Origin of the sequence: Mesorhizobium sp. C089B (genome assembly GCF_030323125.1) — a bacterium.
In the GTDB taxonomy this organism is placed as follows: domain Bacteria; phylum Pseudomonadota; class Alphaproteobacteria; order Rhizobiales; family Rhizobiaceae; genus Mesorhizobium.
On the sequence record NZ_CP100469.1, the window covers coordinates 3,198,717 to 3,216,053 of the forward strand.

Sequence of the window (17,337 nt, forward strand, 5' to 3'; positions counted from 1 at the left end):
GGAAAATCGCCACCCCGGCATGGTCCAAGCCGGGATTGCACGATTGAGCCAGAGGAGAAACAGGCTTAGTGCGCTGTCTTCGCCGGCGCCTTCACGGCTCCGTCTCGCATCAGCCGGTCGATATGCATGCGGATATGGGCGGCTTCCGCTGCCGTGTTGGCCAACGCAATGGCGCGATCGAAGGCGACACGCGCCTCTTCGCCACGGCCGAGCTGCATCAACAGACCGCCCTTGAGGCCGAAGAAGTGGAAATAGCCGGACAGCCTCTCGCCTAGCGGCTCGATCATGGCAAGGGCAGCTTCCGGCCCGCGCACCTTGGCGACCGCAACGGCACGGTTCAGCGTCACCACCGGCGAAGGTTGCATCGCCTCCAGCAGGCTGTAGAGCAGGTCGATCTCTGTCCAGTCGGTCTCCTCGGGGGTTGCCGCCCGCGCATGAAGGGCGGCGATCGCCGCCTGCACCTGGTAGGGTCCGGGCTTCTGGTGGCGCAGGGCCTTGTCGACCAGCGCCAGGCCTTCGTCGATCATCTTGCGGCTCCACAGCGAGCGGTCCTGGTCGTCGAGCAGCACGATCTCGCCATTCTCGTCGAAGCGGGCCGGCGCGCGCGCATGCTGCAGCAAAAGCAATGCCGTCAGGCCCATGATCTCCGGCTCGGTCTGGAACAGCCGCAGCAACAGGCGAGCCAGCCGGATCGCTTCCTCGCAAAGCGGCGCACGCGCCGGCGCCTCGCCGCTGTTGGTGGAATAACCTTCGTTGAAGATCAGATAGACCATGGCGGCGACGGCGGCGAGCCGCTCCGAGCGCTCGACCGCGCCGGGTGTCTCGAACGGCACGCCGGCATCTGCAATGCGCGCCTTGGCGCGCGTGATGCGCTGTTCCATGGCGCTTTCGCCGACCAGGAACGCACGCGCGATCTGCTTGACGGTGAGACCGGAGACGATGCGCAGCGCCACCGCGATCTGCTGCGTAGGCGGCAGATCCGGATGGCAGCAGATGAACAAGAGCCGCAATATGTCATCGCGGTAGTGCGCGCCGTCCAGCCGTTCGGCGATATCGCTCTCGGCATCTTCCAGGTCCGAGATCTGGTCCTCTTCCGGCATCGGCGCCTGCTTGGCGCGCTTGCGCACCGCGTCGATGCCGGTGTTGCGGCCGACAAAGATCAGCCAGGCCGCAGGATCGCGCGGCGGCCCGTTCTGCGGCCAGTTCTTGAGTGCCCTCAGGCACGCGTCCTGGAAAGCTTCCTCCGCCGTATCGAGATTGCGGAAATAGCGCAGCAGCGCACCCATAGCCTGCGGGCGGGCAGCGCTGATCGCCGAGCTTATCCAGGCGAGGTCTGTCATGTGGCTACTCTGGTTGGGTTGAAGACGGAAACCGGTCGGATCTCATAGGATCCGCCGCTGGGATTAACCTCGGAAAGCTCGCGCGCGAAGTCGACGGCTTCGTCGAGATCGGCGCATTCCAGCGTGTAGAAGCCGAGGAACTGTTCCTTGGTCTCGGCAAACGGGCCGTCGATGACGACCGATTCGCCCTTGACCTTGCGCAGCGTCGTCGCGGCGGTGGTGGGCAAAAGCCGCGCCACCGGCCCAAGCCGGCCGGCTTGAGCATATTTTTCCTGCACATGCATGAGCTTTGCCATGACCTCGTCATCCTGTGCCTTGCTCCAGGAGGAGACGACATCTTCGGAGGCATAGCAGAGGATAGCGTAGAGCATGGGACGTCCTTTTCTGTCTCAAAGGACGAAACAGTAGGGCCTGTGCCGACATGGCGTCGACAAAAAAGTTACGCCATTTTTGTCAGCCTTCGCTTGCCTTCAACCATCTCAGCACAAGAGCCTCTTCATCATCGAGACCGTCGATCGCTCGCTTGCGCTTGTTGGCCTCGGTCATTTCGCTAAGCAGCCGCCCTTCCACCCAGGCTTCGAAAACCTGTGGATGGATGTAGCATTTGCGGCAGACGGCGCGTGTGTTGCCGAGCCGCTCGGCCACCTTGTCGATGACCGCGTTCATCACACGCTTGGTCTGCGCCTGGCTTTCGGGAAGCTCCGTCCGCGCAAACAGCGACGCGGCATGGATGGTGCCGCCCCAGGTGCGGAAATGCTTGGAGCTGAAATTGGCGCCGATCGCGTCGCGGATATAGCGGTTGACATCGTCGGAGCGCACTCCATGCCTCTCGCCATCCTCGTCGAGATATTGGAACAGTTGCTGCCCCGGAATATCCTGCGCGCCGCGCACGACCCGGGCGATGCGGCGGTCGACCAGCTTCAATTTCCATTCCTTGCCGGACTTGCCCTTGAAGGCAAAGCGCAGGCTCGATCCCTTGATGTCGACGTGGCGGTCGCGTAGCGTCGTCAGCCCAAAGCTCTTGTTGTCGCGGGCATAGGCGGCATTGCCGACCCGGATCATCGTGTTGTCGAGCAGCCAGACAATTGCCGCCACGACGCGCTCGGCCGGCAGGCCACGGCGGCGCAGATCGGCATCGATCCGGCGGCGCAGCTCCGGCAGGCTTTCGGCAAAGGCGACAAGGCTGGAGTATTTGGCGCCGTCGCGCTCGGCGGCCCACAGCGGATGGTAGCGGTACTGTTTGCGCCCGCGCTGGTCGCGGCCGGTCGCCTGGATGTGGCCGGCGGGATCGGGCGAGATCCACACATCCGTCCATGCCGGCGGAATGGCCAGCGCCTTGATGCGGGCAATGGCTGCCGCGCCGACGGCCTGTCCTTTCGCGCCCTTGTAGGAAAAGCCTTCGCCCGCCTTCAGGCGCCGGATCCCCGGCTCGCTGTCGCTGATATAGGTGAGCGAGGCCTGTTCGGCAGCGGTCTGCGCGCCGTTCTTCGGCGCTCCATCGTCCCCCCGTCCGGCAGCCGACCGGCCGGATGGCGTCCCAGATTTGTCAAGCATGCCCGCTCCACGAAATTTTTCTCGTAGATAAGCGCTAAGCCGACTGCTGGTTCCACCCCGTTGCTATGGAATGTGGTCGGGTCCACCAATGGTGGCACCAGCCGGCACGGCCATCCAGAGGCCGCCATCGTCGACGTGAGGCGGATGGTAGTCGCGCCCGGGCGGAATCTGTTCGAACACGGCCCCTGCCTCATCGGCAAGGTAGTCATAGCCCACATCCTGCAGGAGCCCCTTTGGATCAAGGTGGTGGTAGAGATTGCGGCGGGCGATCCGCCGCTTCGGCTCCATCATCTTTAAATGATAGAGGTTGAGCCCGCTGTTGCGGGCCTTGAAACCAAGATCGGGAGGATACCAGAGCCCGTGCAGGTCCTCTGGTCGGTACTTCGCCGGATCGTAGGCTCTGAACAGACGATACTGGAACTTTTCGGCCCACAGCCCGTCGACCCGGTACTCAGTCGGCGAATACAATTCGCGGAGCCGGAACCCCCAGGCCATGCGCCTGTAATCCCCCGTCAGCTGTCCGATCCGCTCCGCGGTACCGCGTTCCAGCCGCTCATCGGGATCAATAGCCAGGATCCAGTCGGCGGCAGCTTCATGCGCTGCGTCGAGCAAGATCCGCCGCCGCTGCGGCTCGCTGCTGAACACGCCGGTCGCCCCGCGATCGTCATAGGCAATCCAGCCGTCAACGACCGGATCGATATTGGTGATCAGATCGGCAACCAGATGCGCGTCATAACGATAGCTGAAAACTGCGACCGTTCTCTGGCGCGTCCAGAACAGTCGGCTCCGTCGCCAGCGTCGAGGCTTGATTTGGCTCGTTATCATTTTCTTGTTGCCGCTTTCACGCGATTTCGCACGCCAATATAGACACCCACGGATTTGACCAGCAGGGCAAGCCAGACAATTGGCATCGACATCATCGCGAAAGTTCGATCCCGATCGGAAAGCCCGATCTTCGCCAGCTTGCGGGCATTCCGCCGATCGCGAAACGTGTCGCGAAAACACCGAAACGGAGTGTTCAGGGCGGACGCTGCGAGGTAATCGCCGCGGCGACAGCCGCGCCTGTACTGATCGGCAAGCAATCTGGACAGCCGGGTTTCGTTGCGATGAACGGTTTGCACCTTAGGCTCCCAGACCGGCTGCAGTTCCTGCGGCAGCCGCCCCAGAAATTCGGTGTCTTCGGCAGCAGGCATGGTTTCATCGAACAAGCCATATTCATCGAACAGCCGCCGATCGAACGACACGCCGTAACGCAGCGCACGATCCGACGGCAGACCGGGAAGCCGTCGCATGAACATGATCAGATGAGCCGCACAGGCGATCAGATTGCGCGGATGGCTATTCACCATCGCGCTCGCCACGGCGCGGTCGCCAGCCAGATGCCGCTGCATCCGTGCCTCGGCCCAGCCCGAACAGGCGAGGCAATCATCGGCAAGAAAGGCAACGAAAGGCGCTTTGGTGGCCGCAATGCCGAGGTTGCGGGCTGCGCCTACAAACAGCCTTCGACCGACCTCGATCACTGGCACCTTGACCCCGGCGCCGGTCAGCAGCGCCAGGACCTCGCCTCCGCCCGAGTTGACCACCATGATCTCGAGCGGCTCATCCTGATCCAGCAGGGATGTCACCGCCTCGACGATTTGAGCCGGCGCGCGATAGCCGATGACAATGACGGCAAGCTGCGGCGGGGCTGATTCAGGCACGTTGCAACTGGACGCGCGGAGAGGAAAACCAGCGCCGCAGCGCCAGCTTCAGCTGGTAGCGCCTGCAACGCCAGGTGTTCGACCGCACCTTCGGCGCCGCCGCCGCGATCCTCAGGAACCGCGCCGCCGTCTCCAGATCGCCGCGCGCATAGTGAACCCGGGCGATCTTGAGGGCGACCAGCCCCTCCCTGGTCTTTAGCGACGACAGTGGGATGCCACAGTCAGTCAGCTCGCGCAGCGCCAGCCGCCAGTCGAGAAAGCGGCGCACCGGCCTGGTGATGAAGCGATCATCGGAACGCACTGCCGAAACGTGGTAGATCATGACGGGATGCACGATCAGGGCAAGCGACGCCCTGCCCATCAGCCTGGACCAGAACAGCGTGTCCTCGTCATAGGCAAGCCCGGTCGGGAAGCGCGTGTCGCCGACGACGCGCCGGGAAACCAGCGCACTGCCCACGGCGATCGAGCGAATGTGACCTTCCAGATAGGCCGAGGCATTGGCTATACCGTCTTCTATGTAGCCGGCTGGAAGCTTGAGGTTCCGGTTCTCGCCATCGGTGCGCCGACGGTAGGCGCCGATCACCATGTCGGCGGCCGGTTGCTCCCCCGCCCGGACCAGCATCGACCGCAGCCCGCCCTCCAGATGCAAGTCGTCGGCGTCGATCAGGTAGATCCAGGAGCATTGCGCCTGCGCCAGCGCCACATTGCGGGAGCCGCCCGCGTCCCGGCAGCTGCTCTTGAGCACGCGCAACGGCAACGAGAATTGCGTGGCGGCATTCAGCGCGGCTTCTGCCGTCCCGTCCGAGGAGGAATCGTCGACCAGCAGCACCTCGCCGATAACCTCGGCTTCGGAACGAAGCGAGGCCAGCGTGGCCGCAATGGTTGCCGCCGCATTGTGCGCCGGGATGATGACACTGATTGCCGTCAATACCGAACTCCGCATCAGCATGCCTGCCGACCGATCCTCCCCGAAGTTTCGACCGAGCATAACGGGCATGGCCGTTGTTGAGAAGCTGTGCTTCGAGGCTGTCAGGCCTTCTCGAGCGCGACCGGGATGACGTCGACGGCCTGGTCGCCGACCTGGCCGCCGGTGGTTTTCAGCACGCCGACGATCGGAGCCACGTCGGAATAGTCGCGGCCATAGCCAACGGTGATGTGGTCGTTGCTGGCCCGCATGCCATTGGTCGGGTCGAATTCCTGCCAGCCGGCATCGCGCCCACACCACACCTTGACCCAGGCATGCATGGCATCGGCGCCTTCGAGCCGCGGCTTCCCTTTCGGGGGAATGGTGCGCAGGAAGCCGCTGACATAACCCGCAGGAATACCTACCCCGCGCAGGCCGGCGATCATGATGTGGGAGAAGTCCTGGCACACGCCCCGCTTCAAACGGAAGGCATCGCTGGCCCCGGTACGCACCGTGGTCGCTTCCCCGTCATAGGTGAAGTCGCGGTGGATGCGGTTGCACAGATCGATGGCCATGCCGACCGTCGAGCCGCCGGCGCTGTCGCGGGCATAGGCGGTGATCGCCGCATCGATGCCGGCATGATCGCTGGCGGCGAGAAAGTGATGCGGTGCATCCGGCGCCAGTGACCGTACGGCGCCGAGTTCTTCCCGCAGGCGCTGCAGATCGGGCGACACGTCGAGCCCAGGCTCCGGCCGTGACACCGACACGCGCGCGCTCATTCTGATGTCGAGCCCGTCATGGACGTCGCGAAAGGCGATCGCGGTGACATTGTTGCCGAAGAAATCGGCAAAATCCGTGCGCTCCGATGGGGTCGGCACAAACGAAAGCGAGGCCGCGATCACGCGCTGCACGCCGGCAATGGTCGGCGGCAATACACGCACCTGATGCCGGCTGCCACCGGCCGCGGCGTCATAATCGTAGCTGAGATGAAGCCTGATATCGTACAGCATGTTAACCGAAATACGCTTTAGCCAGGCTGCTATAGAGGTTGCCGATCTCAGTTGCGAGATCGTCCAGCACCTCCGCCGACATCTCCGATGGCTCCATGACGGCAATTGCCGTGTTGAGCTGCAGGATTTCCTTGGCCGCGACCGACATATGCCCCTCCGGCCCAACCGATGGCAACAGGCCGATCTCCGCCTTCAGCCGTTCGAGCTGGAACAGGATCGAGCGCGGGTTGAGTGGGTCGAGCGCCAAGAGGTCGATCACCGTGCGCCGTCCGGCCCGCACCGGATATTGCCGGCGGTGGGTCATGACGCTGTCGCCGATCTCCAGCATCATGTCGAGCGAGCCGTCCGGCGCACCGGACCTTGTCAGTCGGGCTAGCGTACGGGCGATCTGGATGCCGCGCTCGATCCGCCGGCCGATCTCGAGGAAACGCCAGCCGGTGAAACGGTACATATTCTCGTGCAACAGGCCGGAGAAACCGGCGAGCTTGCGCAGCATGACCGTCATCGCCCGTGTCGCGTCGTCACCCGGCGCCACCGTGGTGGCGAACTGATGAATGGTCTTCGACAGGTCCTTCAGCGCCAGCCAGCCATCGGGCGAAAAGCGGTCGCGGATCTGTCCGGCGCTGTAGACGGCGCTGTCCAGCGTGCCGATCAATCCGGGCGGAATGGCCGCTTCGAGATCGATGCCGAAGGGTTCGAGATAGTCCCTGATATCGGCGAGCAGCAGCATGTCAGGATCGGACGTCTCGGCCAGCCGCACATGATAGGCGCGCAGGATACGCACCGTATCTTCCGAACGCTCGATATAGCGGCCGAGCCAGGTCAGGTTTTCCGCCGCGCGGCTGGGCAGGCTGCCCGGCATGGTGCGGACGAAGCTGTCATGCTCCTGCGGCAGCAGCGTCTCGCGCTCGACCGACCGGTCGCTGACCACCCAGACGTCGGCCGCCTGGCCGCCGCGCTGCATGGCGATGGCCGTCGGGTCGAGCGAAAGGCCGACACGGGCGAAACCGCCGGGCATTACCGTCCAGCCATCGGGCGTGCGCGCGAGATAAACGCGCAGGCTTGCCGGCCGTGGCTCCAGCCAGCCGCCGACATAGACCGGCGTCGTCGACAGCGTCACCGCTTCCTGGCCGACGAAACCGCTGCCATCGCTCTCGATGCGCGCGATCAGCGCGATGCGTTCCTCCGGCGTCAGTGCCGAACCGAGCCTGGTCTGGCCGTCATCCTCAAAGGCCAGCCGCGTCGACAGCGCCGGACCGATCACCATGCGATCGATATTGGCAAGCACATGGGCCCGTTCGGTTGCTTGCCCGCACCACCAGGTCGCCACGCTTGGCAACAGAAGTTCTTCGCCGCGCAATGCGCGCGAAATCTTCGGCAGGAAAGCGAGCAGCGCCCGGGTTTCCATCAAGCCCGAACCCAGCGCATTGACCGTCGAAACCGTGCCGCGGCGGATCGCCTCGACCAGCCCCGGGGTGCCGATATGCGAGTCTGGCCGCAGTTCCAGCGGATCGGCGAAGGCGGCATCGAGCCGCCGCCACAGCACGCTGATCGGCATCAGCCCCGAAACCGTGCGCACCATCAGCTTGCCGCCGGCGACGGTCAGATCCTCGCCCTCGAGCAGCATGATGCCGAGATAGCGGGCGATATAGGCGTGCTCATAATAGGTCTCGTTGAGCGGCCCCGGCGTCAGAATGGCGACGCGGCCGTCATTCTCCTTCGCCATGCCGATCAGAGCATCGCGAAAGCGACGGAAGAAACCGGCCAGGCGATGCACATGCATCTCGCCATAGATGTCGGACAAAGCCCGCGTCGTGGCGACGCGGTTTTCCAGCGCAAAGCCGGCGCCCGATGGTGCCTGCGTGCGGTCGCCCAGCACCCACCAGCTTCCATCCGGTCCACGGCCGAGCTCGAAGGCGCAAAAATGCAGGAAATGACCGCTGGCCGGCATGGTGCCGACGACGGGGCGCAAATATTCGGGGCTCGCCGCAATCAGGCCTGCCGGCAGGATTCCCTTCTCGATCAGCCGGTTCGGCCCGTAAATATCAGCGACTATCTCCTCGAAAAGCTCGGCGCGCTGGACGAGACCGGCGCTGATCCCGGCCCATTCCTTGTCTTCGATCAGCAGCGGGATATGCGCCAGTGGCCATTCGCGCTCGTTGGCGCCGGCCTTGTCGTAGACGCGATAATAAACGCCGGCGTCGCGCAGATACTGGTCGGCGCGGGCAAAGCGCTGGCCCAGCTTTTCGGGACCCAGCTCCTCCAGCGCCTCGATGAAGGGCGCCCACGCCGGACGCGGATGGCCCGAAGCATCGACCATCTCGTCGACGACGCCGTCAATCGGCTGGTAGTGCTCCAGCAGACTGTGCCTCAGCGGCTTGCCGCGGACCTTTTTCTGATTCCCCTTTGCCATCGCTGATCAGAGTCTTGCTGGCCGCCTGAGGTCAAGGGTCATGGGGAAGTCTTCAGAGGCTTCTTCATTGCGCAGCACATAGGCCGACGGCGTATGGCCGCGCGGCTCGAAGCGGGCGAGACGCCTCGCCTCGGCCTCATTGCCGTTGACCGGGAACGTGTCGTAGCTGCGCCCACCTGGATGCGCGACATGGTAGACGCAGCCGCCCACCGCCCGCCCCGTCCAACGGTCGTAAATGTCGAAGACCAAAGGCGTGTTGACCGGCAGCGCCGGATGCAGGCCCGACGAAGGCTGCCAGGCCTTGAAGCGCACACCGGCCACCGCGACCTCGCGATTGTCGGTGACCTTCATCGGCACGATTCGGCCATTGCAGACAATGGCATGACGTTCCGGGTTGAGGCCTTCGGTCCTGACCTGCAGCCGTTCGACCGAGGAATCGACGAAGCGCACGGTGCCGCCGATGGCCCCTTGCTCACCCATCACATGCCACGGCTCCAGCGCCTGCCGCAGTTCCAGCTTGATGCCGGCATGCTGGACTTCGCCGCAGAACGGAAAGCGGAACTCCAGCTGGGCATCGAACCATTCCGGCCGGAATTCGAAACCGTTGAGCTTGAGGTCGTCGAGCACGTCGAGGAAATCCGCCCAGACATAATGCGGCAGCATGAAACGGTCATGGAGCGAGGTGCCCCAGCGCACGAAGCGGCCATCAAGCGGGTTCTTCCACGCACGGGCGATGATGGCGCGCACCAGCAATTGCTGCGCCAGCGACATGCGCGCATTGGGCGGCATCTCGAAACCGCGGAACTCGACAAGCCCAAGCCGGCCGGTCGGGCCATCGGGCGAAAACAGCTTGTCGATGCAGATTTCCGAGCGGTGCGTATTGCCGGTGACGTCAGTCAACAGATTTCGGAACAGTCGGTCCACCAGCCAAGGCAGCGGTGCGTTGCCCTGGTCGGGATGCGGCACCTGCGCCATCGCGATCTCGAGTTCGTAAAGCGAGTCATGCCGCGCCTCGTCGAAGCGCGGCGCCTGGCTGGTCGGGCCGATGAACAGGCCGGAGAATAGATAAGACAGCGACGGGCGCCGCTGCCATTGTAGCACCAGGCTCTTCAACAAATCGGGCCGGCGCAGGAACGGGCTGTCATTGGGCGTTGCGCCGCCGACCACAACATGGTTGCCGCCGCCGGTACCGGTGTGGCGGCCATCGATCATGAACTTGTCGGCGCCAAGCCGTGTCTGCCGTGCTTCCTCGTAAATCGCCGTCGTCGTCGCCACGCAGTCCTGCCAGTTGGCAGCCGGATGGATGTTGACCTCGATGACGCCGGGATCGGGTGCCACCCTGATGACGTTGAGGCGCGGATCGTGCGGCGGTCCATAGCCTTCGATATGCACGGGAAGGCGGATCGCCTTGGCCGCGTTTTCTGCGGCTGCGACCAGTTCGAGATAATCTTCCAGCGCCTCGACCGGCGGCATGAACACGCAAAGCCGCCCGTCGCGCGGCTCGACCGAAAGTGCTGTACGCACCGCGCCGCCGATCTCGGTGATCTCCTGCTCCACCCGGTCTTGCTGGCCGGTCGTCGCAGTGAACGATACCGCCTGCTGGCGCCGCGCCATCTCGTCGGCGCCTTCCAGTTCGGCCGGAGCCGGTTCTGGCAGTATGGCTTCCCGCGCCGGCAGCGGTCCACGCGGCAGCGACGGATCGACCGGCACAATATAGGGGAACTGCGCCGGCGGCACATAGGGCAGCGTGCCCAGCGGCAGGCGGTAACCGACAGGGGAATCGCCCGGCACCAGGAACAGCCGCCCGCGCCGTGTCTTCCACTTCTCCGAGCGCCAGCGCGGGTCCGAAGCCTGGCTGTTCCAGCGCTGCACCGGCAGCACGTAGCCCGACGGCTTGGTCAGCCCGCGCTCGAACACTTTCGCCATGCGGCTGCGCTCTTCCGGGTCTTCCAGCTTGGAGTTGGACGGATCGACATTGTCGGGCAGCTTGCCTTCCTTCAGCAGCCATTCGGCCGGGTCCTCATAGGCCTCGCTGACCATCGCCTTGTCGATGCCGAGTTCGCCGGCGATTGCCGTCAGCAAGCTCTCGGCCTGCTGCGGCCCCACCTTTGCATCGCTCTTTTCGCGTGCGATCAGCGACGGATCGCTCCACACCGGCTGGCCGTCGGTGCGCCAATAGAGCGAAAAGGTCCAGCGCGGCAGGCTTTCGCCCGGATACCATTTGCCCTGGCCGTAGTGGAGGAAGCCGCCCGGCGCGAAGCGTTCGCGCAATTTACGGATCAGCGCATCGGCCTTTTCGCGCTTGGTCGGGCCGACGGCGGCGGTGTTCCACTCGGCGGACTCGAAATCGTCGATCGACACAAAGGTCGGCTCGCCGCCCATGGTCAGCCTGACATCACCCGCTTGAAGTGCGGCGTCGACCTTGTTGCCCAGCGCATCCAGCGCCTGCCAGCTTTCGTCCGAGAATGGCTTGGTGATGCGCGGATGTTCGGCAATGCGGTCGACACGCATGTCGAAGCCGAACTCGACATTGGCAAAGCTCGCCATGCCGGAAATGGGCGCGGCGTTGCGGAAATGCGGCGTGGCCGCCAGCGGCACATGGCTTTCGCCGGTGAGCAGGCCGGACGTCGGATCGAAGCCGATCCAGCCGGCGCCCGGCAGATAGACCTCGCACCAGGCGTGCAGGTCGGTGAAGTCGACGGCGGTTCCGGCTGGGCCATCGAGCGCGACCAGATCGGGCTTCAGCTGGATCAGATAGCCTGAGACGAAACGCGCGGCGAGGCCGAGATTCCTGAGAATTTGCACCAGCAGCCAGCTCGAATCCCGGCACGATCCCTTTTTCGCGGCCAGCGTTTCCTCCGGCGAGAACACGCCGGTTTCCATCCGCACGATATAGGCGATCTCCCGCTGCAGCCGCGCATTGAGGTCGACGACGAAATTGACGGTGTTGGTGGCGCTACGGTCCATGGTTGCGAGGAAAGCCGACAGCAGCGGCCCCGCCGGCTCCGGCGTGCGGTAGATGGCGAGATCGTCCCTGATGTCTTCGGGGTACTCGAACGGGAAGGTCTCGGCCGATGGCTCGACGAAGAAATCGAACGGATTGTAGACCGTCATGTCGGCGACGAGATCGACCTCGATCTTCAATTCCGTCACTGGTTCCGGGAAGACGAAGCGGGCCAGGAAATTGCCGTAGGGGTCCTGCTGCAGATTGACGAAGTGGTTCGCCGGCCCGACCTTCAGCGAATGGCTGAGCACCTTGGTGCGGGAATGCGGTGCCGGCTGCAGCCTGATGACCTGGGGCCCGAGAACCACCGGCTGGTCATATTTGTAATGGGTCAGGTGGTAGACGGCTGCCAGTATTGCCATGGGGCCCCGGAGATCGGCGTTTCTTCAGCCGAACCCTGACACATCTATTGGCCATTCTCCAAGCAGAGATGTTGCGCTGCACCTAAATTAAGCAGCCGAAGCCGGCTACGCTGTGTCGAGATTCAGGTCAGGCCGAGTCGAAAATGGCTGATACCGAGAACCGGAGCAGAGCGTACTTTTGGCACGCGAGCACCGGAAGCGCAGGTATCGGCCATTGCAGGCCGGCCTCACTTGAATTCGGCACAGCTTAGAAAAACGCCTGTATCCCCGTCTGCGCCCGTCCCAAAATCAGCGCATGCACGTCATGCGTGCCTTCATAGGTGTTGACCGTCTCCAAATTCTGCGCATGGCGCATGACGTGGTAGCCGATCTGGATGCCGTTGCCGCCATGCATGTCGCGGGCCTGGCGCGCGATGTCGAGCGCCTTGCCGCAATTGTTGCGCTTGACGATCGAGATCATTTCCGGGGCCATCTTGCCTTCATCCATCAGCCGCCCGACGCGCAGCGAGCCCTGCAGGCCCAGCGCGATCTCGGTCTGCATGTCGGCGAGCTTTTTCTGGAACAGCTGCGTGCCGGCGAGCGGCTTGCCGAACTGCTTGCGGTCGAGTCCATACTGCCGGGCCCGGTGCCAGCAATCCTCGGCGGCGCCCATCGCGCCCCAGGAAATGCCGTAGCGGGCCCGGTTGAGGCAGCCGAATGGGCCGCCGAGGCCCCTGGCGTTGGGCAGCAGCGCGTCTTCGCCAACCTCGACGCCTTCCATCACCACCTCGCCGGTGATCGAGGCCCTAAGGCTGAGCTTGCCGCCGATCTTCGGCGCCGACAGCCCCTTCATGCCCTTCTCCAGCACGAAACCGCGGATTTCGTCCTTGCCGTTGTCGCCCTTCAGCTTCGCCCAGACCACGAACACGTCGGCGATCGGCGCGTTGGATATCCACATTTTCGAGCCGGAAATCTTGTAGCCGTTCGCCGTCTTCTCGGCCCGCGTCTTCATGCCGCCCGGATCGGAACCGGCATCCGGCTCGGTCAGGCCAAAACAGCCGATCCATTCGCCCGAAGCCAGCTTCGGCAGGTATCTCTTGCGCTGCTCTTCCGTGCCATAGGCATGGATGGGGTACATCACCAGCGACGATTGCACCGACATCATCGAGCGGTAGCCGGAATCGACCCGCTCGACCTCGCGCGCCACCAACCCGTAGGTGACGTAATTGGCGCCGAGCCCGCCATATTCCTCAGGGATGGTGATGCCGAGCAGGCCGGCCTCGCCCATCTCGCGAAAGATGCCGGCATCGGTCTTTTCCTCGAGAAAGGCCTCCTCGATGCGCGGCGCGAGCTTGTCGGCGGCAAAGGCGGCCGCGCCATCGCGCACCATGCGCTCATCCTCGGAAAGCTGGTTCTCGATCAGGAAGGGGTCTTCCCAGACGAACGCGTTCTTGTCGGCGGCCATGGCTTCGCTCTCTCCCAAAATCTTGAAGTGCTCGGGCTTATCCACCTCCGCTTCGGAAAAATCAAACAAAATTGCATCACAGATCAATGAGGTTTAGTAATGGATCATGAACGTCCAACGCCGGCTTTTACCCAGCACCAGCGCCCTTGCCGCCTTCGAGGCCGTGGCCCGCCTTGGCTCCTTCACCGCTGCCGCCCAGGAACTCGATTTGACCCAAGGGGCCGTCAGCCGCCAGATAGCACTTCTGGAGGAACAGTTCGGCCGCCGGCTGTTCGAGCGCGACAGCCGCAATGTTCGGCTGTCCACGGCGGGCGAAATCTATGCCGAAGCCGTGCGGGCGGCACTCGGGCAATTGCGCGACGCCGCGCTCGGATTGATGAGCAATCGGCATAGCGGCATGCTGAACCTCGCCATACTGCCGACCTTCGGCACGCGCTGGCTGATGCCGCTGATCCCGGATTTCGTCGCAGAAAACCCTGACATCACCATCAACTTCGTCACCCGCATCGGCCGCTTCGACTTCGCCCGCGAACGCCTCGACGCCGCTATCCATCATGGCCAGCCGGACTGGCCGGACGCCGATTCCACATTGTTGATGCGCGAAACCGTGATGCCGGTGGTTTCGCCCGACTTCCTTGCCAGCCGCGATATCACCACGGCGGCCGACATCAGCCGCCTGCCGCTGCTGCACATGGCGACGCGCCCTGGCGCCTGGGGCGAATGGTTCGAGGAACAGGGCTTGAGCGCACCGATCGGACCCGGCATGCAGTTCGAGCAATTCGGCACCGTTGCCCAAGCCTGCATGGCGGGGCTTGGCGTCGCGCTCCTGCCGCAAGTTCTTATCGCCGGCGAATTGCAGCGCGGTCAGCTCGTGCCGGCGCCGGGACAGCCGATGCAAAGCCGCAGCGCCTACTACCTCGTCGTCCCGAACGACAAGCGCGGCCACCCGCCCGTCGTCAGCTTTCGCGACTGGCTGCTGGGCCAGGTTGAGAAGGAACCGGCCGTTCTGGCCTGGTAGCTACTTCCGCTTCATCGGCTCGGTTTCCGGCTGGAAGCGCAGCGTTTTTGCGACTTGCGTTCGGCAACTTTCGCATCGAGCTTGCTTTTGATCCGGGCGAAAGCCTGGTCTCCATCGACCGAACTGCCACTCGCCATGCCCTCGTCCCAAAGACGCCCCAACTCTTGGACACTCACTTTCTCGAAACTTGCCATATCGCGCGTATCTCCACACAAGGATGGTAGATAACGCTCTAGCGATTGCAAGGAACCATTCGAGGCTACTTCCGCTTCAAGGCATCGGCCAGTGCTGCGCCAAACGCGCCTTGCTGTGCCGGTCGTTCCGGCTGACGCCGCGGCATCGGCGAAGGTTGCGCCGGCTTGCCGCCGCCATTGTCGCGCGGCCCCTTCGGCGTCCCGCCCTCGCCGCCGTCCTTGCGCATGGACAGCGCGATGCGCTTGCGCTTGATGTCGACATCGACGACCCGCACCTTCACCACGTCGCCGGCCTTCACCACCTCATGCGCGTCCTTGATGAAACGATCGGCCAGTTGCGAGACATGCACCAGCCCGTCCTGATGCACGCCGATATCGACGAAGGCGCCGAAGGCAGCGACATTGGTAACGGTGCCTTCCAGAAGCATGCCGGGCTTCAGATCCTTGATGTCGTCGATGCCATCGGCAAAGGTTGCGGTCTTGAAGCCGGGGCGCGGGTCGCGGCCGGGCTTTTCCAGCTCGGCAATGATGTCGCGCACCGTCGGCAGGCCGAAGCGTTCGTCGACGAAGACTCGCGGATCGAGCGCCTTGAGCGCTGCGCTGTCGCCCATCAGCGAGCGCACATCGCGGCCGCAGGCAGCGACGATCTTCTTGGCCACGCCATAGGCTTCCGGATGGACCGACGAGGCGTCGAGCGGCTCGCTGCCATTGGCAATGCGCAGGAAGCCTGCGGATTGTTCGAACGCGCGCGGTCCAAGCCGCGCCACCTTGAGCAGTTCCTTGCGGCTGGCGAACGGCCCGGTCGCATCGCGATGCGCGACAATGGCATCGGCAAGCGACGCGCCTAGGCCTGACACGCGGGCCAAAAGCGGCGCCGAGGCGGTGTTGAGATCGACGCCGACAGCATTCACCGCGTCCTCCACCACCGCCTCCAGCGAGCGGCCAAGCCGGTACTGGTCGACATCATGCTGGTACTGGCCAACGCCGATCGATTTCGGCTCGATCTTGACCAGTTCGGCGAGCGGGTCCTGCAGGCGCCTGGCGATCGACACCGCACCGCGCAGCGACACGTCGAGCCCGGGAAACTCAGCCGCCGCTGTCGCCGAGGCCGAATAGACCGAGGCGCCGGCCTCGCTGACGATCACCTTGAGCGGCTTTGGCCCACCATCCGAAGGCATGTCGGACAGCATGTCGGCGACCAGCTTTTCAGTCTCGCGGCTGCCGGTGCCGTTGCCGATCGAAATCAGCTCGACCTTATGCTGGCGGATGAGTGCTGCGAGCTGGGCCTGTGTGCCGCGCACATCGTTCCGCGGCGGAAATGGATAGACGGTCGTCGTCGCCAGCACCTTGCCGGTGCCATCCACGACAGCGACCTTGACGCCGGTGCGGATGCCGGGATCGAGTCCCATGGTCGGCCGCGAGCCGGCGGGTGCTGCCAGAAGCAAATCCTTGAGGTTGCGTGCAAAGACATGGATCGCCTCTTCCTCCGCCCGCTCGCGCAGGTCGCGCATCAAATCGAGCGTCAGGTGCAGCGAAAGCTTGATCCGCCAGGTCCAGCCGGCCACTTCCATCAGCCAGCGGTCGCCCGGCAGGCTGCCGCCGATGGCGTAGGCATTGGCGATCATCCGCTCGACCGGCTTCACCGGAGAGGCATCGTCGGCATCGACCTCGATGTCGAGCGACAACACCTCTTCGTTGCGGCCGCGCAGCATGGCCAGCGCGCGGTGGCTCGGAACATTTGCCCAACGCTCGACATGCTCGAAATAGTCGGAGAATTTCGCCCCGGCCTCCTGCTTACCGTCGACGACACGGGCACGCATGAAAGCGCGCTCCTTCATGTAGGTGCGAAGCTTGCCGACCAGATCGGCATTTTCCGCAAACTGTTCCGACAGGATGTCGCGTGCGCCTTCCAGTGCGGCCTTGGCGTCGGTCACATCCTCGGTCACATAAGCCAGCGCCGCCTCGGCGGGCACCAACGACCGGTTGGCCAAAATAGCCTCCGCCAATGGCCCCAGCCCGCGCTCCCGGGCGATCTCGGCCTTGGTGCGGCGCTTGGGCTTGTAGGGCAGGTAGATGTCTTCCAGTTCAGCCTTAGTGGCGGCAGCCACAATTTTGGCCTCTAGTTCCTCGGTCAGCTTGCCCTGCTCGCGGATCGAACCGAGAATGGTGTCGCGGCGCGCATCGAGTTCGCGCAGATAGGCCAATCGCTCGGCAAGGTCGCGCAATTGGGTGTCGTCGAGCCCGCCGGTGACCTCCTTGCGGTAGCGCGCCACGAACGGCACCGTCGCGCCCTCATCGAGCAGCCCTATAGCTGCTGATGCCTGCTCCGGCCGCGCCCCGATCTCTGCCGCGATGATGGATGCGATGCGTTTGCTGTCTGCTGCCATGCTGGTC

At 64.1% G+C, this 17,337-nt stretch carries 13 protein-coding genes; 1 reads left to right on the top strand and 12 read right to left on the bottom strand.

The window, feature by feature from the left end:
- Window positions 1-65: 65 nt before the first annotated feature.
- The 10 genes from NLY44_RS15885 to NLY44_RS15930 form a co-directional block, all read right to left on the bottom strand.
- Complete coding sequence (locus NLY44_RS15885) at window positions 66-1,340, bottom strand: RNA polymerase sigma factor (protein ID WP_023707663.1); 1,275 nt, start codon at window positions 1,338-1,340, stop codon at window positions 66-68.
- A complete protein-coding gene (locus tag NLY44_RS15890) occupies window positions 1,337-1,711 on the bottom strand; it encodes a YciI family protein (RefSeq protein WP_023671781.1) in 375 nt (124 codons plus the stop codon). The genes NLY44_RS15885 and NLY44_RS15890 overlap by 4 nt, the downstream gene beginning before the upstream one ends.
- Before the next feature lie 82 nt (window positions 1,712-1,793).
- Window positions 1,794-2,894 (bottom strand): DNA topoisomerase IB, encoded by a 1,101-nt coding sequence (locus NLY44_RS15895; RefSeq protein WP_023713995.1) that lies wholly within the window; start codon window positions 2,892-2,894, stop codon window positions 1,794-1,796.
- A gap of 63 nt (window positions 2,895-2,957) precedes the next feature.
- Window positions 2,958-3,719: a hypothetical protein gene (locus NLY44_RS15900; RefSeq protein ID WP_023686315.1), complete on the bottom strand. Its 762-nt coding sequence runs from the start codon at window positions 3,717-3,719 to the stop codon at window positions 2,958-2,960.
- A complete protein-coding gene (locus tag NLY44_RS15905) occupies window positions 3,716-4,594 on the bottom strand; it encodes a glycosyltransferase family 2 protein (RefSeq protein WP_286457639.1) in 879 nt (292 codons plus the stop codon). The genes NLY44_RS15900 and NLY44_RS15905 overlap by 4 nt, the downstream gene beginning before the upstream one ends.
- Window positions 4,587-5,522 carry a glycosyltransferase family 2 protein gene (locus NLY44_RS15910; RefSeq protein ID WP_023686317.1) on the bottom strand — a complete coding sequence of 312 codons (936 nt, stop codon included), beginning with the start codon at window positions 5,520-5,522 and terminating at the stop codon, window positions 4,587-4,589. The genes NLY44_RS15905 and NLY44_RS15910 overlap by 8 nt, the downstream gene beginning before the upstream one ends.
- Before the next feature lie 101 nt (window positions 5,523-5,623).
- Window positions 5,624-6,508 carry a transglutaminase family protein gene (locus NLY44_RS15915; RefSeq protein ID WP_023804762.1) on the bottom strand — a complete coding sequence of 295 codons (885 nt, stop codon included), beginning with the start codon at window positions 6,506-6,508 and terminating at the stop codon, window positions 5,624-5,626.
- 1 nt (window position 6,509) lies between these two features.
- Window positions 6,510-8,921, bottom strand: a complete 2,412-nt coding sequence (locus NLY44_RS15920; protein ID WP_023696879.1) for a circularly permuted type 2 ATP-grasp protein — start codon at window positions 8,919-8,921, stop codon at window positions 6,510-6,512.
- Between the two features lie 6 nt (window positions 8,922-8,927).
- Window positions 8,928-12,287, bottom strand: coding sequence for a transglutaminase family protein (locus NLY44_RS15925; protein ID WP_023804761.1), 3,360 nt, complete (start codon window positions 12,285-12,287; stop codon window positions 8,928-8,930).
- 247 nt (window positions 12,288-12,534) lie between these two features.
- Window positions 12,535-13,731 (bottom strand): acyl-CoA dehydrogenase, encoded by a 1,197-nt coding sequence (locus tag NLY44_RS15930; RefSeq protein WP_023804760.1) that lies wholly within the window; start codon window positions 13,729-13,731, stop codon window positions 12,535-12,537.
- 106 nt (window positions 13,732-13,837) lie between these two features.
- Between NLY44_RS15930 and NLY44_RS15935 the strand changes: the two genes are divergently transcribed.
- Entirely contained in the window at window positions 13,838-14,749 is a 912-nt protein-coding gene (locus tag NLY44_RS15935) for a LysR family transcriptional regulator (RefSeq protein ID WP_023686321.1), read from the top strand.
- A gap of 11 nt (window positions 14,750-14,760) precedes the next feature.
- Here NLY44_RS15935 and NLY44_RS15940 read toward each other — a convergent pair whose 3' ends face one another.
- Entirely contained in the window at window positions 14,761-14,943 is a 183-nt protein-coding gene (locus tag NLY44_RS15940) for a hypothetical protein (RefSeq protein ID WP_023671771.1), read from the bottom strand.
- Window positions 14,944-15,008: 65 nt separating this feature from the next.
- Window positions 15,009-17,330, bottom strand: coding sequence for a Tex family protein (locus NLY44_RS15945; RefSeq protein ID WP_023804759.1), 2,322 nt, complete (start codon window positions 17,328-17,330; stop codon window positions 15,009-15,011).
- Window positions 17,331-17,337 lie beyond the last annotated feature (7 nt).

Coding starts and splice junctions, on each gene's coding strand:
- NLY44_RS15890 (WP_023671781.1), bottom strand. CDS start 1,711: ATGCTCTACGCTATCCTCTGCTATGCCTCCGAAGATGTCGTCTCCTCC.
- NLY44_RS15920 (WP_023696879.1), bottom strand. CDS start 8,921: ATGGCAAAGGGGAATCAGAAAAAGGTCCGCGGCAAGCCGCTGAGGCAC.
- NLY44_RS15930 (WP_023804760.1), bottom strand. CDS start 13,731: ATGGCCGCCGACAAGAACGCGTTCGTCTGGGAAGACCCCTTCCTGATC.
- NLY44_RS15885 (WP_023707663.1), bottom strand. CDS start 1,340: ATGACAGACCTCGCCTGGATAAGCTCGGCGATCAGCGCTGCCCGCCCG.
- NLY44_RS15900 (WP_023686315.1), bottom strand. CDS start 3,719: ATGATAACGAGCCAAATCAAGCCTCGACGCTGGCGACGGAGCCGACTG.
- NLY44_RS15945 (WP_023804759.1), bottom strand. CDS start 17,330: ATGGCAGCAGACAGCAAACGCATCGCATCCATCATCGCGGCAGAGATC.
- NLY44_RS15935 (WP_023686321.1), top strand. CDS start 13,838: ATGAACGTCCAACGCCGGCTTTTACCCAGCACCAGCGCCCTTGCCGCC.
- NLY44_RS15895 (WP_023713995.1), bottom strand. CDS start 2,894: ATGCTTGACAAATCTGGGACGCCATCCGGCCGGTCGGCTGCCGGACGG.
- NLY44_RS15925 (WP_023804761.1), bottom strand. CDS start 12,287: ATGGCAATACTGGCAGCCGTCTACCACCTGACCCATTACAAATATGAC.
- NLY44_RS15940 (WP_023671771.1), bottom strand. CDS start 14,943: ATGGCAAGTTTCGAGAAAGTGAGTGTCCAAGAGTTGGGGCGTCTTTGG.
- NLY44_RS15915 (WP_023804762.1), bottom strand. CDS start 6,508: ATGCTGTACGATATCAGGCTTCATCTCAGCTACGATTATGACGCCGCG.